The sequence below is a fragment of the Calditrichota bacterium genome, from assembly GCA_013152715.1.
Lineage (GTDB): Bacteria > Zhuqueibacterota > Zhuqueibacteria > Thermofontimicrobiales > Thermofontimicrobiaceae > 4484-87.
In genome coordinates this window covers 82,135-106,420 of the sequence record JAADFU010000094.1, presented here as the reverse complement: position 1 = coordinate 106,420, position 24,286 = coordinate 82,135, and the positions used below count along the sequence as shown (strand labels likewise).

Below are 24,286 nucleotides of genomic sequence, written 5' to 3'. Positions count from 1 at the left end.
ATTAATTTCCGTACAAAAAATTAATGTTTATCAAGGTCAATCACTTCACCGCGATATTTTTCGGAAAAACATTTCTGAAAAACCTGAACGTCTCCCCATGTGTCCCGTTTCAACTTCTGATTTCGCAATAACGCCGCCGGATGGTAAGTGACGACCATCAAGGCGCCGTACTTTCTGTACACGCGATTTCGCAGATTGCTCAGCGGTCTGGTGGTATTCAGCAAAACATGCGCTGCGATCCTGCCCAGCGCCAGTATGTATTTTGGTTTCAAAATCTCCATTTGTTTGCGCAAAATCGGAAAACACGCGGCCCGCTCGTGAGGCTCCGGATCGCGATTTTTTGGCGGACGGCATTTGACAACGTTCGTAATGTAAATTTGCTTTCTATCCAATTCTACCGCCGCCAAAATTTTGTCCAATAATTGTCCGGCTTCGCCGACAAACACCTCTCCTGCCTGATCCTCATAATAACCCGGAGCTTCGCCAATGAGCAGAATATCTGAATTGACGTCGCCCCCGCCAAACACGACCTGCTTTCTCGTTTTTGCCAACGGACATTTTTGACAATCCCTGACGCGATTTGACAGGTCCATCATTGCAGGAAATGCACGTTCAGAAGATAAAAACGAAAGTCGTTCCGCCGATATATTTGTGAAAATTTGATCTCCGTAAAGCTGCTGCTGAACGGCAAAAAATTCTTTTGTTTTATCGAGCAAGTCGATGAATGTGTCCACTTCTGTCCTCAGATAAATCCCCTAATTTTTTGTCAACAAATTCGCAATACGATCCACTAACTGGCTGGCAACTTCAAATTTGCTCATCAGCGGGAGTTGTTCCTGATTCCCGGATTTGTCGATGATAGTTACGACATTGGTACTGTGAGCGAAACCCGCGCCTGAAGTCAGCGGATTATTCACCACAATTAAATCCAGATTTTTTTGTCGCAATTTCCCAAGTGCGTTTTGCACCTCATTCTCAGTCTCCAGCGCAAAACCAACGAGACATTTGTCGCCTTTTCTTTTTCCCATCCACTGAAGAATATCCCTGGTTCGCGCCAGATTTAGCGTCAAGCGGGCATCGTCTTTTTTTAATTTGTGCGCTGAAACTTGTTCCGGCCGAAAATCCGCCACTGCCGCCGCCATGACGACCACATCTTGTTTCGGGAATTCTTTCTCCGTCGCCGCCGCTATTTCTGCCGCTGTGCGTACACTGATAAATTTTCCCGCTGAAAAAATCGGCAATTGCGTCGGCCCGCTGACAAGCGTCACCTCGCCCCCGGCAATAGCCGCAGCTTCCGCAATGGCGTAACCCATTTTGCCGCTGGAGCGATTCGTCAAAAAGCGCACCGGATCGAGATCTTCTTCTGTCCTTCCGGCGGTAACCAAAATTTTCTTTCCGGATAGCACATTTTTGCCGAAAAGTGCCTTTCTCAGCGCGAACATAATTTTGTGCGTTTCCGCCAACCGTCCTTCACCGACTTCGCCGCACGCCAGTTCACCTTCGTCAGCATCGACAAAAATATAGCCCGCTTTTTTCAATTTGGCGACATTTTCAACGAACATCATGTTGCGATACATCTCTTTGTTCATCGCAGGACACAACAAAACAGGCACCGTCGCCGCCATGACCAGCGTGGTTAACAAATTATCTGAAATGCCCGAGGCAATTTTCCCGATTGTGTTTGCCGTCGCCGGGCACGTCAAAATCGCATCAGCCCAACGCGCGGATTCAATATGAATTGTGGAACCGCCGAATTCATCAGCAAACATATCCATCAAAACCGGATTTTCCGACAACGTTGCCAGCGTCAGCGGCGTGATGAATTTCGTCGCCGCCGGCGTCATCACAACACGGACATTTCCGCCGTTCTTTTTTATTTCTCGAATTATCTCGCAACTTTTATAGGCGGCAATCCCCCCGGTGACTCCGACTAAAATGTTTTTATTGGCAAACATAAAATTACAAATTACTCAGCATTTTTAAGGAACTCATATTTTATTTTTCCCTGCAAAAATTCTTCCATCGCCAATCGCGTCGGCTTGGGTAATGTGATGTAATTTCTTTCTTCTTCATCGTTCAAATAGTCCTCGTCCTCTTCGGAGCCTTCCATGTCATCCAAGCCCACAATTTCCTCAACCATTCGCTTTTGTTCCTGATTGATCTGCCGCGCTCGTTTGGCAATGACGATGATAGCTTCGTAAACATTTTCGCTAAATTTTTCCAAATCTTCCAGAGATATAGTTGCTGACATAAATAACGCCCTCCTTAGGCTTGCTTTATATTTTTAACGTCCATTTTATTTTCATAATTTGAAATAATTGACAAAACTTTGCTAACTGTTTTTTCCAGTTCATCATTGACAACCACGTGCTGAAAATATTTTGCCTTCTCCATTTCCATTGAAAATCGCTGCAACCGCCGCCTAATTTCCGCTGCCGAATCTGTACCGCGCGCTTTGAGCCTCCTGATCAAAACTTGTTCCGATGGCGGCGCGAGAAATATCGTCACTGAATGCTCAGGATATTCCTTGCTGACATTCAGCGTGCCGTTGACGTCCAAATCCAGCAGCACATGTTTACCCTGCGCCAGATAGCGTTCGATGAGAACTTTGTCCGTCCCATAGTAATAATCATGAACGTGCTCCCATTCCAGAAACTCATTTCTATCGATTTTTTGCCGAAATTCCTGCTCCGCCAGAAAATAATAATCCGCGCCGTGTTTTTCGCCAGGCCTCGGTTTTCTTGTGGTGCTCGAAACAGAATAGACAAATCTTTCCGGATAGCGGTTGAGCAATTCCTTGATGACCGTCGTCTTTCCGCCGCCCGAAGGAGAGGCAAAAAAAATCAATAATCCGTTCATGCGCCCGATTCAGTTCTCCTCGTCCACGCCAATTTTCACCTCTGAGATTTCAATGCGATGGACAATGGTATCCGCTGAATTTGCCGATAAAACCACATGATTGCTGTTAGTGACAATCACAGATTTTGTCTTTTTCCCCATTGTGGCATCGACGAGCATTCCGCGCTCTTTTGCGCCGGCAATCAGATTCCTTGTGGGGCGCGTCTCCGGCGACACGATGGCGACGATCCGTTCCGCTAATAAATAATTTCTATATCCGATACTGATCATCATCGTTATATCCTCTCTATTTTAATTCGCTAACCGATTTTTTGAAATTATTTATTCAATATTTTGTACTTGTTCTCTGATCTTTTCCACTTCTTCCTTTATGTCCACCACCAAATGAGCAATCTCCGCGTGATTGGCTTTGGAGCCCATAGTGTTTGCCTCTCTCGTCATCTCCTGCAAAATAAAATTCAATTTTTTCCCAATTGATTGCTCCGCCTTCAGCGACTCCAGAAACATCTTGTTATGACTGCGAAAACGAACGCATTCTTCGGTCACATCCATCCGGTTAATCATCAGTGCTAACTCTGTCTGCAAACGCTGTTCGTCAACATTTTCGTCGGCAATGAGATCGTGAACTCGCTCCCGCAACTGACTCAGATCTTCTTCGTGGCGATCTTGCGCAATTTTTTCTATTCTGGCAACGACACGATTCAGATTCTCAATGCGCGCACGCAAATCTTTTCCCAGCTCTTCGCCTTCACTGCTGCGCATTTCTGAAAAGCGCGTCAGCGCCTGAGAAAGCACCTGCTTGACGATCTCCCACGTTTCCTGCTTGTATTCGCCAGCCGCCTCGAAAGAAAAAATATCCGCAAAATTGAGCAAATGATCGATCTTTATTTTTCCGCCCAGGCGATATTTCTTCTTTAAATTTTGGAGCAATTTCAGGTACATTCGTACCGCATGATCGTCAACCTCCAGCCCGTTCTGCGCATCGCCATTTTCATATTTCAAATTCACATAAATATTAACCCTGCCGCGCGTCACATAATCCCTGACAATATTTTTAACCTCATGCTCCAAATGGTAAAACTGTTTTGGCAATTTCACTTGAATATCGAGAAAACGATTGTTCACCGAGCGAACCTCTGCCACCACTTCAAAATCGTTTCGTACAAGTTCAGCCCGCCCAAATCCAGTCATGCTCTTGATCATTGGTGTTTCCGTTCCTAAATACGTATAAGTTGAAAATTAAGTGTGAGTTAGATTATACAAATTTTTTTTGAAATTGTCAAACTTTTTTTTATGTTTTTTCTTTTTTTTTAAAGAGTTATCTCAAATCCCGTTTTTACCGCTTATAGTCTTGAGTTTAAGCCATTTTTTTTCATTTTTTCAGACGAAAAACTGTCTCGCTGAAAATTGCCGACGATTCTGGCGTTCATTTTCTTCCGGAAAAATCTATTTCCATCAAAAAAAAATGAATATTTATTCGTCAAATAAAAAAATAAATATTCATCCCAATCCCCTTGAGAAGGCGGCATGCTTTTTCGTGTGAACAAATAGCAGGAAAATAATTCAGAAGAATGCGCTCAAATCGGAAGAGGTTCAACGACGGCGTTGAAATCGCTTCTCATCAATTGTCAATTTGACGGAAATCCGATGGGTATCTCCTAAATCATTGTGACTGAGAAAAGCGTAATCCACCATCAACTTCGGCAAGCGAATACCGATGCCAGCGGTGAACCGACCGGCGTCCATTCCGAAACGGAGCGCGATCAGTTTTTTGAACTGATATTCGAATCCGGCGTGGCTGTCAAAACTGACGGCGCCGACATTCCATTGCGAAGCGTACCGACGATTTTCAAAGCGAACATCCACATCGAAGGCCGGAATCAGACTGCCGCCGATGAGAGAGGATTCCCAAATGTAAGCGCTTCCCAATTTCAGCGTGGGAATAATCGCTTCCTGACGGCCTTTTTCCCAAACGAGCAACGTCGTTGTCGCGTCCTGCAAATTGGCGCCCAGTTTAAATCGGTCGCTGAAGCGATAGATCATGCCAACATCAAAACCCACTCCCCAGGCGCTCTGTTCGCCCAACTGCTTGAGCAAAAATTTCACGCTTCCGCCGTAGGAAATTTTCCGATTGGCGCGAGCACCATAGCTCAAAAACATGCCCCATTCAGCCGAATTAAAATAAAATACCTTGTAAGGATCAATTCGTTCATTTTCATCAATGACGCCATTGCCTTCGCCCTCATCGCCGGTGTTAGGTTTTCCGTCAAGGCCGTAATCTAACAGCGCCTCGGTCGTATTGGGAATGTCGTCCACTCCCAGACGAATCACGGACAGCGCCAGCGTGCTTGTTTTCCCGAAAGGCAAAGCCACGGCGCCGTAATTGTAATTGACGATATTGGCGAACCGCTGCGCGTGCATGCCGATAATTTGCGGGTAATCAATTTGCGTCAATAGCGCCGGATTCCAGTACCCGGCAGTCACATCGTTGGCGATGGCGACAGAAGCGCCGCCCATACCGAGAGCGCGCCCGCCGACGCCGCTCGCTAAAAATTCACCCGCATACTTTGCTTTGACAATATTGCCGGCCTGCGCGAAACCGACAAAGACAAAGATTGACAAAACTAAACAATTGCTGACATTTCTTTTTAATTTCATAGAAATCCCACGCTATTTTAGTTGATTATTCGATTTTATTCGCCATCAATCAATTTTTTCAGTTCAGATAATGTATTCAATGCTTCCAGCGGCGTTAATTGATTAACGTCGATCTCTTTTAATTTTTCTCTCAGTGCCGTTTCCTGCCTTGAAAAAAAATCGAGTTGGCTCGGAACGATTTGCTTACCCTCCGGCGACCGAGGCCTCGCCAAACGCGGCGTCCTGGTCTCGGTGAATTCGTCTTTTTCGAGATTGCTGAGCACCTGCCGCGCCCGCTCGATCACGATGCGCGGCAAGCCGGCCAATTGCGCCACATGGATTCCATAACTGTTGTCGCAACCGCCAGCCACAATTTTCCTTAAAAAGATTACCTGGTCGCCCCATTCTTTGACCGCGACATTGTAGTTTTTTACACGAGGTAGAATCCGCGCAAGTTCCGTTAATTCATGATAATGTGTCGCAAAAAGCGTTTTTGCCGCCACGGCGCTGGTATTGTGCAAATATTCTGCCACCGACCAGGCAATGGAAAGCCCGTCAAAAGTGCTCGTGCCCCGACCTATTTCGTCGAGCAAAATCAAACTTTTCGTCGTCGCATTGTTCAAAATATTAGCGGTTTCGTTCATTTCCATTAAAAATGTGCTTTCGCCGCCCGCCAGATTATCCGACGCCCCCACGCGCGTGAACAATTTATCCACGAGTCCCATTTTGGCTTCCCGCGCCGGAACAAAGCAGCCGATTTGCGCCATCAACACGATCAAACCCACCTGCCGCAAATAAGTCGATTTTCCCGCCATGTTAGGACCCGTAATGATCAAAATTTGGTCGCTGCTATTGTTGGCGTAAACATCGTTGGGCACAAACGACTCTCCGGCGGGAAGAAGCTGTTCCACCACCGGGTGGCGGCCTTCTTTGATATCAATTTCATCGCCGGAAGTAATTTGCGGGCGGTTGTAATCGTTATCACGCGAAATTTGCGCAAAATTCAGCAAGCAATCCAGATCACCAATTTGTCTGGCATTTTCCTGAATTTCGCGCACCCGCCGACTCACGTGCTGACGTATTTGATCGAATAGCTGAAATTCAAGCTCAATGATTTTTTCCTCAGCGCCGACAATTTTTTCCTCGTATTCTTTCAATTCCGGCGTGATGAAACGCTCAGCGTTGACTAACGTCTGCTTGCGCATGTAATTGGTGGGCACTTTTGCCAGATGCGGCTTGGTTATTTCAATGTAGTAGCCGAAAACTTTATTGTATCCCACTTTCAGCGAGGGAATTCCGGTGCGTTCGCGTTCGCTCTGTTGCATACGGGCGATCCAATCCTTGCCGGAAAAAGCGATTTCGCGCAATTGATCCAGTTCTTCGTTGTAGCCGCGTTTGATCAGTCCGCCGTCGACCACGGACAGCGGCGGTTCTTCGACCAGCGCCGCTTCGATTTCATCCACGACTTCGGGCAACTCGTGCAATTGTTCTCTGATCTGCGCCAGATAGTCCGCTTCCAACGGCGCTAATTTTTCTTTTATTTCGGGAACAATGCGCAGCGCCGACTTGAGCGCGATCAAATCTCTGGCATTGGCGCGCCCGGTGGTGATTCGCGACAACAGCCGTTCCAGATCCCCCATTTTTCCAAGCGATTCGCGCAGCTCGCGACGCGTCATCTCCTGCTTGAACAATTCCTCCACGGCGTCCAGCCGACGGTTTATGGGAGCGATTTGGTTCAAAGGATTCAGCAGCCAATTTACCAAGCGACGCCCGCCCATGGCGGTTTTTGTTTTGTCCAGAACGTGAATCAAAACGCCGCGATTGTCACGCGCAGAGAGCGGTTGAATGAGCTCCAGATTGCGCTGCGTGGTTGGATCTACCGCCATAAAATCAGAATCGAAACGACGTTTGATTTGTGTGAAATGGGAGAGACTGTTTTTCTGATTTTCTTTCAAATAATCCAGCAGGGCGCCGGCAGCAACAATCCCCACGGTCAAATCCTCGCAGCCGAAGCCTTTCAGCGAGGAAGTTTTAAAATGATGGATGAGTTTCTCGTAGCCGAAATCGCGGTTAAAAACCCAATCTTCGCGTGCAGTAATGAAACTATGGAGTTCCGAAGCGATTTGGTCAGCGACATTTTTTTGCTGAGACTCAGCCACGAGTAGTTCCGAGGGGTTGATCAGCATCAATTGTTCGCGCAGCTTTTCCGGAAAAAATTCATTGACAAAAAATTCGCCGGTGGTCACATCCGCCGCCGCCAAACCACAGATATCTTTTCGCAGATAAATGGAAACCAGATAATTATTTCGTTTGGAATCCAGCAGTTCATCGGAAAAGGTCGTTCCCGGCGTCACAATTTCTGTTACGTCGCGCTTGACTAATTTCTTCGCCGTTTTGGGGTCTTCAACCTGCTCGCAAATTGCCACCCGATAGCCGGCTTTGATCATTTTTGTCAAATAATTATCCAGCGCATGATAAGGGAATCCTGCCAATGGCACTTTAGCGGCTTTGCCGTGGGCGCGAGAAGTCAGAGTAATCCCCAACACTTCGGAAGCGATTTTGGCGTCATCGTAAAACATTTCATAAAAATCGCCCATGCGATAAAACAAAATGGCATTTTTATGTTTGGCTTTAATCGCTAAATATTGTTCCATCAAAGGCGTGGACGCAGAACTATCTTTCATGTGCCCAAATCCGAATATTTTTCCAATTTCTCATTTGTGATCTTTGCCAAAATAGGACGCTGATTAAACGCATCACCCGCCAACTGGCGGAAATGCGACTTCGGAGCATCTGGCGAACTTTTTATCAGTGAAAATGCCTAAAAGTCAAAAGCGAAAAGCCAAAGGCGAGAGGCCAAAAGCCAAATCCCCCCATCAATCATGCCGCTTGTCAATGCCCCAATTCAACTTTTTCCGCAAAAGCTCATTAAAATTTTTGCTCTCCTTTTGAATGCAGCGGATACTGAATTCCGCTTTTTTCAGAATAATCTCCACATGATCGCCTTTGGGGAATTGCTGGCTGATTTGTCCGTCCACGCTCATGGTGATGATGCTTTCCCGCAAATCAGGAATAATTTTCACGACACTGCGATCATGGATGACTACAGGTCTCACGCTCAGCGTATGCGGACAAATGGGATTGATGATCGTGCAATTCACATTGGGAAACAAAATAGGGCCGCTTGCCGACATCGAGTATGCCGTGGACCCGGTTGGCGTCGCCACTATCACGCCGTCGCCGAGATAAGAATTCAGATAAGAATCATCAATGTAAACGTCCAGGCGAATCACGCGGCTGAATCCGCCGCGATCCACAACCACGTCGTTGAGCGCGTAATATTTTTCCCGATGACGCCCCCGAACAACCGCCGCTTTTAACAATTTTCTGTCAATGATCGACATCTCACCGTGAATGATATTTTCCAGCGTGGGATAGAGCTCGTCCACGCCGACCTCAGTCAAAAAACCGAGCCCTCCCAAATTAACGCCCAGGATTGGCGTTGCGCTTTTCCCCACAGTTCTCGCCGTTGACAAAATGGTGCCGTCGCCGCCAAAGGACAAAACGACGTCGCAACTCCGACAAAACTCGGATAACTGACCGGTTTCGACGGCTCCGTTCAATTGAAGAAAATTGGCTAATTCCTGATCCAGAATAAATTTTATCCGTCGATCAGCAAACCAGCGCAATAATTGAGGTATCACACTTTTGACAAGTTCTTTCGTGGTATTGCCGCTGACGCCAAAAATCATAAATTCAGGCTCCGCTTTTCATTTATGTTTTGCCGAAGAGATTGCTGAGCAGAAATGGAACTCTGCAAATCAAAATTACAAGCCGTAAAGAAACAAAAAACACAAAGATTCTTTGAAATAATACCATCTTTGAACAAATTTGATATTGGAAACCATGAGCTTCAAAAAGCCTCTGTTACAAGTTTCAACTAATTGATTTTGTTGAAATTAAAAGAGTTAAAATTGTGCAATTAGCAATTTTTGGCATGAACTCAACCATTCAACGCAAAATAAAATTTATCTCTGAATCCGTGAAACTAATCCGCCCCACTTTTTCAAGCACCTTCGCGAGAGCCGTTAGCGCTGAACAAACGACGAAGATTCATCTTTCGTCGGTGATGGCCGGATATTTTGCTGACTATGACTTCAGCAATAGAATCCACATCCATTCCGCAGATTTGGTACAATTCATTTTGAGTACCATGCTCCACAAAATGATCCGGCACGCCGAGCCGGTGAATTGTCACGTTGTGATAACTTTCAGTGCTCAGCAGCAATTCTTCCAGGGCGCTCCCGAAACCACCGACAACAGTGTTGTCCTCCAGCGTAAAAATATGCTCAAAATGTTTAAATTTCTTTTTGAATAAAGCCTCATCCAGGGGTTTGACAAATCGCGCGTTAATAACTTCCACGCTGATTCCTTTGTTTGCCAATTTTTTGCTCGCTTCAAGTGCGTGATACACCATTGGCCCGATCGCAGCGATGAGCGCGTCGCTGCCTTTTTTCAGCGTTTCTGCTTTTCCGATTGGCAATTCATGGTACGGAGAATCGAGCGAAACTCCGATCCCGACGCCTCTCGGATAACGGACGGCGATGGGGCCTTTTGTGTATTTTGTCGCGGTGTAGAGCATATTTTTGAGCTCAGCCTCGTCTTTTGGCGACATGACAACCATATTCGGAATAACGCGCAAATAGCTCAGATCAAAAACACCATGATGCGTGGGACCATCATCGCCGACCAAGCCGGCACGATCCAGCGCAAAAATCACCGGCAATTTTTGCAGCGCAACATCATGAATGATGGAATCAAATCCGCGCTGCAGAAATGTAGAATAGATGGCGACGACGGGCCGCAATCCTTGCGTCGCCAAACCGGCGGCGAACGTCACGCCATGTCCCTCCGCAATGCCAACGTCAAAAAACCGGTCAGGGTGTTTCTCCGCAAAAGGAACCAGTCCCGTGCCCAGCGACATGGCGGCGGTGATAGCTACTAATTTGTCATTTTTTTGAGCCAAATCGACCAACGTCTCGCCGAATACTTTGCTGTAAGAAGGAAGCGCGCTCTTTTTCACGGACTCGCCTGTGGTCTTGTCAAACGCACCCAGACCGTGAAATTTTGGCGCGTTTTCTTCCGCCAGTTGGTAGCCCTTGCCTTTTGTCGTCATGACATGAATCAAAATCGGGCCTTTCAACCGTTTCGCCGCTCGCAACACATGCATCAACCGGGAAATATTGTGACCGTCCACCGGTCCAAAATAGCGAAAACCAAGCCGTTCAAAAAGAAGACCCGGCACCAAAATGGACTTCAAACTTTCATCCAGACGCCCCACTGCCGAACGCAGCTTTTCACCAAAAGAAGCCAGCCTTCCTGTAATTTCCCAGATTTCATTTTTCAATTTATTGTAACTTTGCGCGGTAATAATTGTCGTCAGATACTTCGACAGCGCACCGACATTTTTGGAAATGGACATTTTATTATCATTTAAAATGACAATAAGATTCCTCCCGGAAGCGCCGGCATTGTTCAGACCTTCCAGCGCCAGACCGCCGGTGAGCGCGCCGTCGCCGACAACGGCAACGACGTGATTATTTAAAAGTTGCAGGTCGCGAGCCGTCGCCATTCCCAAAGCGGCTGAAATCGCCGTGCTCGCGTGTCCTGTGCCAAAACAATCATACTCGCTCTCGAAAATGTTCGGAAAGCCGCTGATTCCTTTGAATTGACGAATAGTGTGGAACTGGTCTCTCCTGCCGGTCAAAATCTTGTGGACGTACGCCTGATGTCCCACATCCCAGACAATTTTGTCGCGCGGAGAATCAAAAACATAATGTAACACCAGCGTCAATTCCACGACCCCCAGACTCGGCGCCAGATGACCGCCAGTCCTGGACAGGCTATTAATGAGAAATTCGCGCATCTCCCGACATAAATTAGCCAATTCCGGAATGGATAATTTTTTCAGATCTTCCGGCGAATCGATTTTGTCCAATAAATTGTTCATGAAAGCCTCTTATCTAAAAAATTTCCTCTGCGATGCCATTCTCGTTTTTAACCAATTTTTTCAATTTTTGTTCGACTTGATTCAACTTTTCCGTGCAAAAATCCGCCAGCTTCATGCCTTCTTCAAACTTGCGGACAGTTTCATCCAAAGTTAAATCGCCAGTTTCTAATTCGCTCACAATTTTTTCCAATTTTTCCATGGCTTGTTCAAAAGTTTTTTCCGCCATCTCGTCTTTCTCCCTTTTGGAACATTTTATAATTTCAGCAAAATAAAATTTTACTCATTTTGGGCAAATCGCTGTTGAAGTTTCTCCAACGCATTCGTCTTTGATATTTTTTCAACCACGGCCTGTGCGCTTCCTCGATAAAAAAGCAGTTGTACCGGCTCGCCCGCAGCCAATTCATCAAATTGCCGGACGACTTTTCCGTTGTCGGATTTCTGGCAAATGCTGTAGCCGCGTTTCAAAACATGAATCGGAGACAGCGTCCGCAAACGCCGCCCGGTCGAAGAAACCTGAGTTTTCAACATGGAAATCCGATGCTGCACACTCCGCTGCAGGGAATTGAGCAGCTCATCCAGATGCAACTTGTGTTCGCGCAGCATATCCGGCGCGCGCCGAAAACTGTAACTGCCGGTCAAACGGCTGAGACGATCGCGCTCAAATTGTAACCGCTGGCGAGAGGTTTGCTGCATCCGTTGTCGGAGATTGTGAATTCTGCTCAGCAATTCTTCGCGGTCGGGAACTGCCAATTCCGCGGCTGCCGACGGCGTGGGAGCGCGCAGATCAGCGACGAAATCCGAAATCGTGAAATCGATCTCGTGTCCGACGGCAGAGATGACTGGAATTTTCGAGCGAAAAATGGCGCGCGCCACTTCCTCTTCGTTAAACGCCCACAAATCTTCCAGAGACCCACCGCCGCGACCGACAATTAAAACATCCACCTTGCCGTATTCGTTGAAAATATCAATGGCTGCGGCGATTTCTGCAGCAGCGCCCTCGCCCTGAACTTTCACCGGAAAAAGAATCACTTCCACACCCGAAAAACGGCGATTCAGCACCTGATACAAATCGCGAATCGCAGCGCCCGTCGGCGAAGTCACAATGCCTATTCTGCGCGGGAAACGCGGAATCGGCTTTTTTTGCGCCTGATCGAATAGACCCTCAGCCTTAAGTCTGTTTTTCAATTGCTCAAAAGCCAACTGAAGTTCACCCACTCCGGCCGGACGCAATTTCATCACATCGAATTGGTAATAACCTCGCTTGTGAAACACAGCCACGCGACCCAGAGCAAGCACTTTCATGCCGTCTTGCGGCGTAAAAGCAAGACGCTCTTTCCTTGAGCGCCACATCACTGCCGGAATCTGCGAATCCCTGTCTTTCAGCGAAAAATAGACATGACCCGAAGAATGAAATTTCAAATTGGAAATCTCACCTTCCAACCAGATCACCGGAATCGTTGTCTCCAGGAGCATTTTTATCTCCTGATTCAACTGCGACACGGTGTAAACAGCGCCGCCTGATATGTCAGGAAATTCATCAAACATCGGCAACATTAACTTTCATTTTAATCGCGGTAATTAACTTTTCACGCTTTTCAGGTATATAAATGAAAAGAGGTACTCAACATACCTCTTTCATGTTTAAAATTTCAAATGAGAATTCGCTTGCATTGGATTCAAAGAAATCAGACTGGAAAAAATTATCCATTGAATTGTGCGATGATATGGCTTTCATTCGTCAGGCCTGCATTTTTTTCGACCGACAAAAAATTTCGTTTAAAACTTCGTTACGCCACCCAATTTCCGGATTAAATTCCTGTGCAAATCAAAATCTCAGTCACCAAATATACCATCAATTAGCGGTTTTTCTTTTTGTGGCGATCTTTTCTGAGTCTTTTTTTCCTTTTATGCGTCGCAATCTTCGCTCTTTTTCTCTTTTTTCCGCTCGGCATTTCTCCACCTCCTTAACGGTAACATCTGTCCTTTAATGTATTCAATTAAATTTATTTCAATTCAACGCTCAGGCTAAACCAAGCACATAAATCGCTCCCGAACTCAAAAATTCCCGGCAAATAGGGCAGCGATTTTCCCGCATTTTGATGCCAAAACGAAACGCTTGCCGCGGGCGAACAATGTGGAAAGTGCGTTCGATGATGCAAAAGCCGGCTTTTGGGGCTAATTTTTCGAACTCGGCAATCGTCAGACCAGTCTGGTAGTTACGGAAATGTGATTCAACGTTTTTGCGCTCCACGTGTTCCAATAACCAGCGATAAATTTTTTCAGGCAGCAAATGCAGAAACGGGATGAACTGTAAAATCGAACTCATCACCTGCTGGTGTCCGCCAAACGCCGATTTAAACGGCGGGAATGCAATGATCAGAGAACCGTGCGGCTGCAGCATGGCTTGCAGGTTTTCCAGCGCCTGCCGCTTGCGCTGCAGATGCTCAATGACGTCGAGCATCAAAATCACATCAAATTTTTCGTCCGGATGGAATTCTTCGATATTCCCGTGAAAAAACCGAATGTCCGACGGGCTATGCTCACGAGCAAAACGCACCCGATGCTCGCTGTATTCCAGACCGGCGCATTGAAAACCAGCCCGCTGAAACGGCACCAACACGCCGCCCTCGGCGCAGCCAATGTCCAATACTTTTTTACCCGTGGAAAATTTTCGTACAAAATGGGTTAAATAATATTCACCGATTCTATTTTGATAATTCTGATAGGCACCACGATCGTCAGACGCCGTCTTGCCAAATTGTTTCAGCCGTTTAACTAAATTCATGCAATTCTGTTATTTTTCAAGGCAACTAAAATTTTTACAACTCATCGTCAGGCGCATTCACAAAATCACGCAACTGTTTGGAGACGCGGAATACTGGCATACGACGGGACGGAATGTCAACTTCCTCGCCGGTCTTGGGATTTCTTCCCTTGCGCGGCGCACGCAGCACAGTGTGAAAGCGACCGAAACCACGCAAATCCACGGGCTCGCCTTTTTTTAGGGCATAGCTTATCGTGGCAATCACTCCATCAACCACAGCAGCCGTCTCCAATTTTGTTAAACCCGTTCCCTCGGCAATAATATCGACGATGTCGGCTTTAGTCACGGTTATCCTCCTTAAGAACCGTTCATCGATTACAATCGAGTTTCGCATTCGACCCGGCTTTGGATTTCCAAATTATTTTTTTGCTAATGGCAATTAGCGCAATTTTTTTATGCCGCCCGAATAATGAAAATAATTCGTCCGTCGGCTTTGGTTGACAATTTTCTCAAAATCTGCCAGACAATTCCGACGTCGTTACTCTAAAATAAGCTCTGATAATCCGCCTTTTGCACGCCCCCGTTTGCTAACTTTCTGTAAATGTTCAAGAAATTTAAGATAACAAAATTAAATCAAAAAGTCAATATAAAATATGAAAAGTTGACGAGCATTGTTTTATCAGCCGCTGTTTTCCCGTTTGCAAAATCATTTTACTAATGAAACAAACTTCTCAGTGGCGAGTTAAAGTTTTGTTTGAGAAAAACACATTTTTTTATTGGCATTTCACTGAAATTTTCATTATATTGGCGTGGCTTTTTCAAATAAGAATGTAACCCACTCATGGCGGAAAAAACAATTAAACCCGATCTTTTGATAAAAAGCGCCCGGGAACTCATCTGTCCTGCTGACAAGCCGACTGATGAAAGCAAATTCAAAATTATTCCTGACGGCGCCGTGGCGTGTGTCGCTGGCGAAATAGCGGCGTTCGGCTCGACAAAAGAGGTTTTGGCTGAAATTACACTTTCGCCGGAAACTCATGTTATTGATGCCAGGGAATTTGTCGTGTCGCCCGGTCTCGTTGACGCGCACACGCATCCGGTGTTTTTTGGCACACGCGAACATGAATTCGAACAGCGCAATCAGGGAAAAACTTACGCTGAAATCGCCAAAGCCGGGGGCGGCATTCGCTATTCGGTACGGCAATTGAGAAAAGCGTCCACAGACGAACTTGTGGAACACGCCCTTCCCTATTTGGATCAATTCGTGGAATGCGGCACCACAACCATCGAGGCGAAAAGTGGTTACGGTCTGTCGCTGGAAGATGAAATCAAATCGCTTCAGGCGATTAAAAAATTGAATGACATCCACCCGCTGGATTTGATTCCGACTTTTTTGGGCGCCCATGAGATTCCCGATGAATACCGCAATCAGCGGGAAAAATATATTCAGTTGATCATCGAAGAAATGATTCCCCGCGTCGTCGAAGAAAACCTGGCGGAATTTTGCGACATTTTTTGCGAAGAACACGTCTTTAATTTAAGAGAAACAGAGAAAATTTTATCGGCGGCGCTCGATGCCGGGCTGAAATTGAAGATTCATGCCGATCAACTCAGTTCCAGCGGTGGCGCTGCACTGGCGGCGCGATTAAATGCGATTTCTGCGGACCACCTCGATTATGTCAGCGACGAGGTCATTGGACTGCTGAAGAATAGCAATACCGTGCCCGTTTTGCTGCCAGGCGCCGTGTTTTTTCTGGGATTGAATCGCTACGCGCCGGCGAGAAAAATGCTCGACGCTGGCGCGCTAGTAGCCATTGCCACGGATTTCAATCCCGGTAGTTGCATGACGCAATCTTTGCCGCTGATGATGACCATTGCCTCCATTTACATGAAGATGAGCGCAAAAGAGTTGTGGGCAGCAACCACAGCAACAGCGGCGAAGGCAATTGACAGAGAAAAATTAGGGAAAATTGAAGCGGGCGCGCAGGCTGATTTTGCGTTGTGGGAAATTCCCAATTACCGCTATTTGCCGTATCATTTCGGCGTTTCGCACGTGAATCAGGTTATAAAATCCGGAAGAGTAATCTGGGAAAAAAATTATTCGGTTCAACGATAAAGGGATGTTTTGACATGAAAACAAAGAGGAATTTGATGAACCAATCGCGATGTTTTATTTTACTCATTGGGTTATTGGGGCTCCTTGTCGCTAGCTGCGAAAAAAACAAACCGCTTCCTGACGGTTATCAACGCATTATCGGCAATCAAGAAGGCGAAATCGCCGACAAAACGCTGTTAGCGACGCCGGAAAGCGGTGCTTACGAAGCCAAAAGAATCGATACTTCGCAAAGCACAGATCTGCTGCTGGGAACGTACGAGCAATACCACAGCGGCATTTTTTTACAGTTCAGCAATTTGCCCGACACGATCAACGTGATTTCCGCCGAGTTGAAACTCCAAATTCAGGATCGGCTGGCGCCGGGAGACACCACTTACTGGAACACACCCCGGCAGGCGACTGTGAACATCTATTTAGCGGACACCACAGACATCGGTCCTGAAAACCCGCCGCTGCCAGATAACAATTTTCTATTGGCCACGCAAACGATTAATTCCGACTCGTTGAACGGCATCAGTTTTGCGTTGGACACAACGCTCGTGAATCAATGGCTGAAAACCGACTCCAGCGGCGCGCAGCATGGATTTTGGCTGGAAACGGAAAGCGCCGAATACATGGCGGTGTTTTACGCCTATGAATCGTTGCAAGCTTCTTACATGCCGAGAATGACTTTGATTTACAATTTCACAGATTCCACAGGTGATAAGCAAGACACATTGACTTATTACACGACAAAAGATCAATTCATCTTTCTCGATCCACCGGAAAACCTCGCTTTGGACGCGAACTTTTTGTATATGGGCAGAGGCGTGGCGTTTCGCAGCTACCTGGATTTTGACCTGTCTGAATTTGACACGACTTACCACATCAATCGCGCTATCCTGGAACTGACCTCAAACGCAGCGCATTCCATTCGTAATGCTGAAGGCGCAAATAACGCGCTCATTTATCGCATGACTTCGCCCTGGGGCGACGCCTCGCTGTGGGAAACGCCGCAAAGCGCATCGTACTCCCCAACAGTGGCGGACAGTGTGCTCACGTTCGACATCACGCCGACCGTACAGGCGTGGATATCGCAACAGTATGAAAATTACGGCTTTCAATTGCAGGCATTCAGCGAAGGCACAACCCTGGCGCGTATCGCATTTTATTCGGTCAATGCGGATTCGGCGCTTCAGCCCAAAATTTATCTCTATTACACGACGCCGGCAAATCATGAATTTTAAGGACGCACCACTTTTAAGTTAGACGGAGTTTGACAATGAAACGAAAAACGATATTTTTTCTCATTATCGGAATAATTTTCATCGCTATCAGTTCGCCGGCGACGGCGCAATCGTTTTTTTCCAACCGCGGATTCGGTGAGCGCATCGATTACACCAGCGCTCAGGCAATCGGTCTGGGCGGCGCCAACATCGCCTTGCCCGACGGTTTTCAAATCAATAGTCTGAACCCGGCGACATTAGTGAACATCACGCTTTCTCGATTGAGCGGCGATTTTGTCCATCAGTCGTTTTGGTCAAAATCTAACGCCGGAAGCGGCTTTTCCAAATACAGCAATTTCAATGGCGTATCGCTCGCGTTCCCGTTGAAAACAAACAGATTTGTAGTAGCGGCAGGACTGACGCCCTTTTCACAATTTGACTACTCTTTCAATGTGTCCGGCGCTATCGATGATTACCATTACACAAAAATAGTCGAGGGAGAAGGCGGTTTGAATAAAATCCACGCCGGCTTTGGTTTGTCGCCGATCAAAAACGTTTCTTTGGGAGTTTATTTCAATTATTATTTCGGGAAAATGACAAAAAAGTGGCGTGTGGATTATGTGTCCGATCTGTTCTGGGACACTTCAGACGCTATCTCGCGCAAAGTCTGGGGCTCTTCTTTTACCTTCGGCGCAAACGTCAATCCGATTTCTTCCCTGTATTTGGGCGCATTTTTTATTCCGCGGCACAACCTGACGTTTCGCGATGAGACGCAATTCGGAACAATAAAAGGCTCGTTTCCGAACAAGCTCGCGGATTATGTGTCGGAAGAGCAAAAGATGACCATGCCGGAAATGTGGGCAATTGGCACGTCCTACACGTATCGCAACAAATATCGGTTTGTGACCAGTTACCTGTCTGATCCGTGGAGCAAATTTGACGGATCCGGCATTGTCGCAGGCGAACTGCAAGACCGTTTCCGCATCAGCGCCGGCGTGGAAATGCTGCCATCGACTAATATGTTGGCAAAATATCACCAAAAGATGACCTATCGCGCCGGGTATTTTTTGCAGCAACTCAATTACACAGACGAAAACGGCGAAACTGTCAACGAATACGGCGTTTCTTTCGGACTCGGATTTCCTTATTATAACGGCAAGGGTCGCGTCGATTTAGCGCTGCAGTACGGCCGGCGCGGCGAATTGACTACCAATACGGTAAAAGAACAGATTTTTAAGGTGTATATCAGCGTGATTGCCGGCGAAAAATGGTTTGTTCGCAGAAATAACAATGCGGAATAGCGCTTCGCTGTTTTCCGGCGCTCCCATTTTGCCGATTCTAAAAAAACTATTTTTTGAAAATATAAAATTTTGTAACTTTTCTCTTGCATCTTTTAAAAAAATTTTTAAATTCAATTGTTTAAATAACACTAATAAAAATTTGAACGTTGGAAAAGATCGAACATTCTTGAGAGGTGTCATAATGAAAGATTTTGTAGGACGCAAAACTCTAACCGGATTACTGATCGTCGCGGTTCTGTCTTTGCTTGCAATCGCTGGAATTTTCAATTTTGGCTGTGTGCCGACAGCCCAACAGCAAGGGCCGCAAATTTCTCCTGAACGCCAAAAAGCAATTCAGGATTCTTTAACGCAAGTTTACGAACGAAAAATGGCGCTTAATTTCAGTCTGGGCTATGAAAATTATAAAAACAAGATGTACAGCAACGCTATTCCCTATTTCTGGAAAGTCGCTAAGCTGGACACCATCAATAAATACAAAAACTTATTCACCTATCTTTCCGACTCATATATCAAGTTGAACAAAGCGGACTCAGCGCAAATTGCATTGGAAATGGGAGTGCAAAGATTCCCCAACATTGCGCACCTTCATCGCAGCCTGGGCTACATCTACGACAATCTCGGGCGCATCGAAGAGGCGATTGACCAGTACGAAAAAGCCTTGGCTATTGATGAAAAGAGGCCCGCAGATTGGAAGCGATTAGCCCTGCTTTACATTAAAAACGATCAGACTGACGACGCTATTCGCGCCTATGAGAAAGTCGTTAAGCTCGATCCGAATGACAATGACGCCCAGCAAACGCTGAGCAAGCTCTACAAATCCACCGGAAATGCTGACGCTGCCATTCAGCAAATGGAATCAGTAAAAAAGTTAGATCCGCAGAATACAGAAAACCTGTTTAATCTGGGGAAAGAATATTTTAATGTCGCCGAGTACGAGAAAGCCATCTCGAATTTTGGAGCGATGCTCAGTTTGAAGCCGAATGACGTACAGGCGATGACTTATTTGGCTTCCGCATTGCAGAATGTCGGCAACTACAAGCGCGCCATCAATATTTACAAAGAAGTCGTAAAAATGGAGCCGGATAACAAAAAAATTTACACGGACATTGCGACCTGCTACAAAGAACTCAAACAATTCTCCACTGCGCGCAAATACGCAAACAAGGCGTTGAAAATTGACAACCAGTACGGATTGGCTTACATTGTACGCGCGGAGATTTTCGAAGCGGCCGTCGATGAATGTATGCGCCAAACCGGCAAAGATGTGGCTGACTTTGACGACAAGCTTGTTTACGAATTAGCTTACAAAGAGTACAAAAAAGCAACAACTGATTTGCAATTTAAAGACACGGCGCAAGCGCGTCTCAATTACCTCAAAGATTTCATTCCCAAAAAAGAAGACCGCTTTTTCCACAAGGGCCAGACAAAGCCCAAGAAAAAGTGTTATAGCTGGATTTATTAACAACTGCAGTTTGACGATTTAAAGCGAGCCTCAGAGTCAGATCGCCTTTGAGGCTCGTTATTGCTTGACAAATTGATTCTACGAGTTTTTTGCTCAACCTGATCAAATCCCTCGTTGAGCAACGGTTTTCCCGTTTCATATTTTGCAATTTTTGGCATAAAAGGTCTTTTCCCAATGACGATAGCGATTGCATCCGACCATGCAGGTCTTGATCTTAAAAACAAGATAAAAGAGCATCTGGAAAAAATTGGCTTGGCAGTAGAAGATTTTGGTACGTTCAAATCCGAATCCGTTGATTATCCGGACTATGGGATTCTTGCTGCACGCGCCGTCGCCCAGCAAAGAGCTGATCTGGGAATTCTGATGTGCGCGTCGGGAATTGGCATGTCCATCATCGCCAATAAAGTACGCGGCATCCGAGCGGCATTGTGTTTGACTGAGAAAATGGCAGAATTAAGCAGACGCCACAACAATGCAAATGTTCTCGCATTGCCGGGAAAACTCATCGACCATTTTGAAGCTCTCAAAATTGTCGATGTCTGGCTAAAAACCCCTTTTGACGGCGGCAGGCATCTGAGACGAATCAATAAAATTCATCAGTTAACTGGCATGTAAATAATTGACTATATTGGAATTATAAATTGCTATTATTTGACATTTTTGGAAATACAGGTTTTGGAGCACGCTCTTTAAATTAAGAGTAATCAGTTGACTTTTCAATTTGTTGAGGAAAACAAATGTCTATGTTAAAAGAAACAGACCCTGAAATTTTTCAAGCGATTCAAAATGAAGTTTCGCGCCAGAACGATAAACTGGAACTTATCGCTTCTGAAAATTTTGTCAGTGCAGCGGTGATGGAAGCGATGGGTCAGGTAATGACAAATAAATATGCCGAAGGCTATCCGGGAAAGCGTTACTACGGCGGCTGCGTTTATGTCGATGTAGCGGAAGAATTAGCGCGCGAAAGGGCCAAACAACTTTTCCAGGCAGAATACGCCAATGTCCAGCCCCATTCCGGTTCGCAAGCGAACATTGCCGCCTATTTTACTTTCGCCAAGCCCGGCGACACCGTGATGGGCATGAATCTGGATCACGGCGGCCATTTGACGCACGGCAGCCCGGTTAATTTTTCCGGCAAATTGTTTCGCATCATCTCCTACGGCGTGGACAAAAAGAGCGGTTACATCGACATGAATCAGGTGGAAGACCTGGCGTTGAAAGAAAAACCACGCCTAATTATCACCGGCGCCAGCGCCTATCCGCGCGAAATTGACTACGCCGCTTTTCGCCAAATTGCCGACCGTGTCGGTGCGAAACTGATCGCCGACATTGCACATCCGGCGGGGTTGATTGCTGCCGGTTTAATTAAAAGCCCGCTTCCCCACTGTCATCTGGTGACGACGACAACGCACAAAACGTTGCGCGGACCGCGCGGCGGCATGATTCTGGTCGGGGAAAATGAAGAAAATGACATGGGAATAAAGACTCCCAAAGGAAAACTCAGAAAAATCGGACAGATTGTCGATTCCAACGTTTTCCCCGGTTTTCAGGGCGGCCCGCTGATGCACGTCATCGCGGCCAAAGCTGTGGCATTCAAGGAAGCGTTACAGCCTGAGTTTAAAGAATATTCGAAACAAGTCATCAAAAACGCCAAAACGCTGGCAAATAAATTAATGGAAATGGATTACAATCTTGTATCCAACGGCACAGATACACACTTGATGCTCATTGATCTGCGCAACAAAGGACTCACCGGAAAACAATCAGAAAAGGCGTTAGAACAGGCGGGAATTACCGTGAATAAAAACATGGTTCCTTTCGACGACCAGAGTCCTTTTGTTACCAGCGGCATTCGAATCGGAACGCCGGCTTTGACCACGCGCGGAATGAAAGAGCCGGAAATGGTTGAAATCGCTGAGATGATCAACGAGGTTTTAATGAACATTGACAGTGAAGCCGTTCACGAAAAGATAAAATCGCGGGTATTCGATCTGTGCCAAAAATTTCCCCTCTACCCAAAATTTGAATAATTTTATGAGGGATTCCTATGCGTTGTCCGTTTTGTGGTCACGAAAATAGCCGTGTAATTGATTCCCGAGCCAAGAACGACGGCAAAATTATTCGCCGCCGACGTGAGTGTCTGGCTTGCCGCAAAAGATTTACAACGAAAGAATACATCGAACAGACGCCGATTCTGGTCATCAAAGCGGACCATCGTCGGGAAGCGTTCAATCGGGAGAAACTAAGGCAGGGCATTCTTGTCGCCTGCGCCAAACGACCGATTTCCATTAAAAAAATCGACGACCTTGTTGAACAAATCGAAAATTCATTGAAAGACAAATCCGTCGATGAAATTTCTTCCCAAGAAATCGGGCTGATGGTCATGGAACGACTGAAAAAAATCGACCATGTGGCTTATGTCCGTTTTGCGTCTGTTTACCGAAAATTTCAAGATAAAGAAGAATTTCTGGAAGAGCTGCAAGGATTAAATTAAGAAGCAAGAGATCAATTTACAGATGGTTAATTGACAAAAACAAGATCGAGGTGTTATGAGGTTAAAGAAGCTTACTTTCAAAGGCGGTGTTCATCCACACGAATACAAGGAACTCGCTGAGGACAAAGCGATTGAAGTGATGCCTGCTCCTGAATTGGTTATTATTCCGGTCCAGCAGCACATCGGTGCGCCGGCGGAGCCAGTAGTCGCTGTAGGCGACGAAGTAAAAATTGGCGATGTCGTTTGTCAGGCCAAGGGTTTTGTTTCCGTTCCGTCGCACGCAACCGTTTCCGGAACGGTAAAAGCAATCGATCCACGTCCTCATCCTGTCGGCGGAAAAGTTTTGTCCATCATCATCGAAAATGACGGCAAAGACGAATGGTCTCCGGACATTGCTTTTGACGAAAATTACGCGGAACTGGACGCGGACGAAATGAAAAAACGCATTTTGAACGCCGGTCTGGCAGGCATGGGCGGCGCAACTTTTCCCAGCCATGTCAAATTATCACCGCCGGCGGACAAACCGATTGATACTTTTATTTTGAACGGCGCCGAGTGCGAACCCTATCTTACGGCAGACCATCGCTTAATGCTGGAAAAAACGCGCGACATTTTGGAAGGCGTCAAAATTATTATGAAAATTCTTGGCTGTAAAAATGGCTACATCGCCATCGAAAACAATAAGCCAGATGCTGTCCGTGCCATGCGTCAGGCAGTGAAAGAAATGAAAATGGATGCGGAAGTCGTTTCTCTGCCTGTAAAATACCCGCAAGGCGCTGAAAAACAATTAATTAAAGCTATTACTAACCGCAAAGTCCCGGCTGGCGGTCTGCCGATGGATGTGGGCTGTCTGGTCCACAATGTCGGCACCGCCAAAGCAATTTTCGATGCGGTTTCTTCCAAAAAACCATTAATCGAGCGCGTGGTCACGGTGACCGGTTTGGGAATCAACGAGCCAAAAAATGTGCTCGCCCGTATCGGCACGCCGTTTCAGAATTTGATCGATTTCTGCGGTGGTTTGAAAGAAAATACCATCAAAATCGTCAACGGCGGACCCATGATGGGAATTGCGCAGTACACGCTGGAAGTGCCTGTGATTAAGGGCACGTCCGGAATTCTGGCGCTCACCGAAAAAGAGACGGCGCTCCGCGATCCGGATCCCTGTATTCGCTGCGCCCGTTGCGTGGATGTGTGTCCGATGAATTTGTTGCCCAATGAGATGGCGCGTCAGATAGAATACGACAATTTCGAAGAAGCGCACAAGTTAGGAGTGCTGGACTGTATCGAATGCGGATCGTGCTCATTTGTTTGTCCGTCGCGAATTCGCCACGTCCATTTATTCAAATACGCTAAATTGGAAATTACAAAATCGCTCAAAGCGCGGGCTTAAAATTTTTCTCTCTTTTATTTTTTAATTTATCAGGAATAGGCTCAAAGC

At 46.4% G+C, this 24,286-nt stretch carries 22 protein-coding genes; 8 read left to right on the top strand and 14 right to left on the bottom strand.

Going from position 1 to position 24,286, the window contains the following annotated elements; all coding sequences use genetic code 11:
- Positions 1-20: 20 nt before the first annotated feature.
- The 14 genes from GXO74_07670 to GXO74_07605 all read right to left on the bottom strand — a co-directional run bounded on the left by GXO74_07670 (position 21) and on the right by GXO74_07605 (position 14,664).
- Positions 21-734, bottom strand: a complete 714-nt coding sequence (locus tag GXO74_07670) for a uracil-DNA glycosylase (GenBank protein NOZ61546.1) — start codon at positions 732-734, stop codon at positions 21-23.
- A gap of 21 nt (positions 735-755) precedes the next feature.
- Positions 756-1,955 (bottom strand): bifunctional phosphopantothenoylcysteine decarboxylase/phosphopantothenate--cysteine ligase CoaBC, encoded by a 1,200-nt coding sequence (coaBC, locus tag GXO74_07665; protein ID NOZ61545.1) that lies wholly within the window; start codon positions 1,953-1,955, stop codon positions 756-758.
- 11 nt (positions 1,956-1,966) lie between these two features.
- Positions 1,967-2,251: a DNA-directed RNA polymerase subunit omega gene (locus tag GXO74_07660; GenBank protein NOZ61544.1), complete on the bottom strand. Its 285-nt coding sequence runs from the start codon at positions 2,249-2,251 to the stop codon at positions 1,967-1,969.
- Between the two features lie 14 nt (positions 2,252-2,265).
- Positions 2,266-2,859 carry a guanylate kinase gene (gmk, locus tag GXO74_07655; protein ID NOZ61543.1) on the bottom strand — a complete coding sequence of 198 codons (594 nt, stop codon included), beginning with the start codon at positions 2,857-2,859 and terminating at the stop codon, positions 2,266-2,268.
- A 9-nt stretch (positions 2,860-2,868) separates the two neighbouring features.
- Positions 2,869-3,132 carry a DUF370 domain-containing protein gene (locus tag GXO74_07650; protein NOZ61542.1) on the bottom strand — a complete coding sequence of 88 codons (264 nt, stop codon included), beginning with the start codon at positions 3,130-3,132 and terminating at the stop codon, positions 2,869-2,871.
- A 48-nt stretch (positions 3,133-3,180) separates the two neighbouring features.
- On the bottom strand, positions 3,181-4,062 hold the full coding sequence (locus tag GXO74_07645) for a YicC family protein (GenBank protein ID NOZ61541.1): 882 nt from the start codon (positions 4,060-4,062) through the stop codon (positions 3,181-3,183).
- A 390-nt stretch (positions 4,063-4,452) separates the two neighbouring features.
- Positions 4,453-5,517 (bottom strand): PorV/PorQ family protein, encoded by a 1,065-nt coding sequence (locus GXO74_07640; GenBank protein NOZ61540.1) that lies wholly within the window; start codon positions 5,515-5,517, stop codon positions 4,453-4,455.
- Positions 5,518-5,552: 35 nt separating this feature from the next.
- Positions 5,553-8,150 carry a DNA mismatch repair protein MutS gene (mutS, locus tag GXO74_07635; GenBank protein ID NOZ61539.1) on the bottom strand — a complete coding sequence of 866 codons (2,598 nt, stop codon included), beginning with the start codon at positions 8,148-8,150 and terminating at the stop codon, positions 5,553-5,555.
- Positions 8,151-8,372: 222 nt separating this feature from the next.
- Positions 8,373-9,248 carry an NAD(+) kinase gene (locus GXO74_07630; GenBank protein ID NOZ61538.1) on the bottom strand — a complete coding sequence of 292 codons (876 nt, stop codon included), beginning with the start codon at positions 9,246-9,248 and terminating at the stop codon, positions 8,373-8,375.
- Between the two features lie 314 nt (positions 9,249-9,562).
- A complete protein-coding gene (dxs, locus tag GXO74_07625; protein NOZ61537.1) occupies positions 9,563-11,506 on the bottom strand; it encodes a 1-deoxy-D-xylulose-5-phosphate synthase in 1,944 nt (647 codons plus the stop codon).
- Positions 11,507-11,519: 13 nt separating this feature from the next.
- The gene (gene xseB / locus GXO74_07620) at positions 11,520-11,732 is read right to left on the bottom strand and encodes an exodeoxyribonuclease VII small subunit (GenBank protein ID NOZ61536.1); all 213 of its coding nucleotides are present in this window, start codon (positions 11,730-11,732) and stop codon (positions 11,520-11,522) included.
- Positions 11,733-11,782: 50 nt separating this feature from the next.
- The gene (locus tag GXO74_07615) at positions 11,783-13,051 is read right to left on the bottom strand and encodes an exodeoxyribonuclease VII large subunit (protein NOZ61535.1); all 1,269 of its coding nucleotides are present in this window, start codon (positions 13,049-13,051) and stop codon (positions 11,783-11,785) included.
- Positions 13,052-13,526: 475 nt separating this feature from the next.
- On the bottom strand, positions 13,527-14,291 hold the full coding sequence (locus GXO74_07610) for a class I SAM-dependent methyltransferase (GenBank protein NOZ61534.1): 765 nt from the start codon (positions 14,289-14,291) through the stop codon (positions 13,527-13,529).
- Positions 14,292-14,325: 34 nt separating this feature from the next.
- Positions 14,326-14,664 carry an HU family DNA-binding protein gene (locus tag GXO74_07605; GenBank protein ID NOZ61533.1) on the bottom strand — a complete coding sequence of 113 codons (339 nt, stop codon included), beginning with the start codon at positions 14,662-14,664 and terminating at the stop codon, positions 14,326-14,328.
- A gap of 447 nt (positions 14,665-15,111) precedes the next feature.
- Between GXO74_07605 and GXO74_07600 the strand changes: the two genes are divergently transcribed.
- From GXO74_07600 to rsxC, 8 genes are all read left to right on the top strand, one after another.
- Positions 15,112-16,386 (top strand): imidazolonepropionase, encoded by a 1,275-nt coding sequence (locus GXO74_07600; GenBank protein NOZ61532.1) that lies wholly within the window; start codon positions 15,112-15,114, stop codon positions 16,384-16,386.
- A gap of 35 nt (positions 16,387-16,421) precedes the next feature.
- Positions 16,422-17,612 (top strand): DNRLRE domain-containing protein, encoded by a 1,191-nt coding sequence (locus tag GXO74_07595; protein NOZ61531.1) that lies wholly within the window; start codon positions 16,422-16,424, stop codon positions 17,610-17,612.
- A gap of 35 nt (positions 17,613-17,647) precedes the next feature.
- Positions 17,648-18,892, top strand: coding sequence for a hypothetical protein (locus GXO74_07590; GenBank protein NOZ61530.1), 1,245 nt, complete (start codon positions 17,648-17,650; stop codon positions 18,890-18,892).
- A 181-nt stretch (positions 18,893-19,073) separates the two neighbouring features.
- Positions 19,074-20,354 carry a tetratricopeptide repeat protein gene (locus GXO74_07585; GenBank protein ID NOZ61529.1) on the top strand — a complete coding sequence of 427 codons (1,281 nt, stop codon included), beginning with the start codon at positions 19,074-19,076 and terminating at the stop codon, positions 20,352-20,354.
- A gap of 174 nt (positions 20,355-20,528) precedes the next feature.
- A complete protein-coding gene (gene rpiB, locus GXO74_07580) occupies positions 20,529-20,969 on the top strand; it encodes a ribose 5-phosphate isomerase B (GenBank protein ID NOZ61528.1) in 441 nt (146 codons plus the stop codon).
- Between the two features lie 122 nt (positions 20,970-21,091).
- Positions 21,092-22,384: a serine hydroxymethyltransferase gene (locus tag GXO74_07575; GenBank protein ID NOZ61527.1), complete on the top strand. Its 1,293-nt coding sequence runs from the start codon at positions 21,092-21,094 to the stop codon at positions 22,382-22,384.
- Between the two features lie 17 nt (positions 22,385-22,401).
- Entirely contained in the window at positions 22,402-22,848 is a 447-nt protein-coding gene (gene nrdR, locus GXO74_07570; protein ID NOZ61526.1) for a transcriptional repressor NrdR, read from the top strand.
- Positions 22,849-22,903: 55 nt separating this feature from the next.
- Entirely contained in the window at positions 22,904-24,238 is a 1,335-nt protein-coding gene (gene rsxC / locus GXO74_07565) for an electron transport complex subunit RsxC (protein ID NOZ61525.1), read from the top strand.
- The last annotated feature ends 48 nt before the right edge of the window (positions 24,239-24,286 follow it).

What these genes read in the sequence shown, in the direction of transcription:
- coaBC (NOZ61545.1), bottom strand. Translation starts at nt 1,955, where the DNA reads ATGTTTGCCAATAAAAACATTTTAGTCGGAGTCACCGGGGGGATTGCC.
- GXO74_07660 (NOZ61544.1), bottom strand. Translation starts at nt 2,251, where the DNA reads ATGTCAGCAACTATATCTCTGGAAGATTTGGAAAAATTTAGCGAAAAT.
- gmk (NOZ61543.1), bottom strand. Translation starts at nt 2,859, where the DNA reads ATGAACGGATTATTGATTTTTTTTGCCTCTCCTTCGGGCGGCGGAAAG.
- GXO74_07650 (NOZ61542.1), bottom strand. Translation starts at nt 3,132, where the DNA reads ATGATGATCAGTATCGGATATAGAAATTATTTATTAGCGGAACGGATC.
- GXO74_07645 (NOZ61541.1), bottom strand. Translation starts at nt 4,062, where the DNA reads ATGATCAAGAGCATGACTGGATTTGGGCGGGCTGAACTTGTACGAAAC.
- GXO74_07640 (NOZ61540.1), bottom strand. Translation starts at nt 5,517, where the DNA reads ATGAAATTAAAAAGAAATGTCAGCAATTGTTTAGTTTTGTCAATCTTT.
- mutS (NOZ61539.1), bottom strand. Translation starts at nt 8,150, where the DNA reads ATGGAACAATATTTAGCGATTAAAGCCAAACATAAAAATGCCATTTTG.
- GXO74_07630 (NOZ61538.1), bottom strand. Translation starts at nt 9,248, where the DNA reads ATGATTTTTGGCGTCAGCGGCAATACCACGAAAGAACTTGTCAAAAGT.
- dxs (NOZ61537.1), bottom strand. Translation starts at nt 11,506, where the DNA reads ATGAACAATTTATTGGACAAAATCGATTCGCCGGAAGATCTGAAAAAA.
- xseB (NOZ61536.1), bottom strand. Translation starts at nt 11,732, where the DNA reads ATGGCGGAAAAAACTTTTGAACAAGCCATGGAAAAATTGGAAAAAATT.
- GXO74_07615 (NOZ61535.1), bottom strand. Translation starts at nt 13,051, where the DNA reads ATGTTTGATGAATTTCCTGACATATCAGGCGGCGCTGTTTACACCGTG.
- GXO74_07610 (NOZ61534.1), bottom strand. Translation starts at nt 14,291, where the DNA reads ATGAATTTAGTTAAACGGCTGAAACAATTTGGCAAGACGGCGTCTGAC.
- GXO74_07605 (NOZ61533.1), bottom strand. Translation starts at nt 14,664, where the DNA reads ATGCGAAACTCGATTGTAATCGATGAACGGTTCTTAAGGAGGATAACC.
- GXO74_07600 (NOZ61532.1), top strand. Translation starts at nt 15,112, where the DNA reads ATGGCGGAAAAAACAATTAAACCCGATCTTTTGATAAAAAGCGCCCGG.
- GXO74_07595 (NOZ61531.1), top strand. Translation starts at nt 16,422, where the DNA reads ATGAACCAATCGCGATGTTTTATTTTACTCATTGGGTTATTGGGGCTC.
- GXO74_07590 (NOZ61530.1), top strand. Translation starts at nt 17,648, where the DNA reads ATGAAACGAAAAACGATATTTTTTCTCATTATCGGAATAATTTTCATC.
- GXO74_07585 (NOZ61529.1), top strand. Translation starts at nt 19,074, where the DNA reads ATGAAAGATTTTGTAGGACGCAAAACTCTAACCGGATTACTGATCGTC.
- rpiB (NOZ61528.1), top strand. Translation starts at nt 20,529, where the DNA reads ATGACGATAGCGATTGCATCCGACCATGCAGGTCTTGATCTTAAAAAC.
- GXO74_07575 (NOZ61527.1), top strand. Translation starts at nt 21,092, where the DNA reads ATGTCTATGTTAAAAGAAACAGACCCTGAAATTTTTCAAGCGATTCAA.
- nrdR (NOZ61526.1), top strand. Translation starts at nt 22,402, where the DNA reads ATGCGTTGTCCGTTTTGTGGTCACGAAAATAGCCGTGTAATTGATTCC.
- rsxC (NOZ61525.1), top strand. Translation starts at nt 22,904, where the DNA reads ATGAGGTTAAAGAAGCTTACTTTCAAAGGCGGTGTTCATCCACACGAA.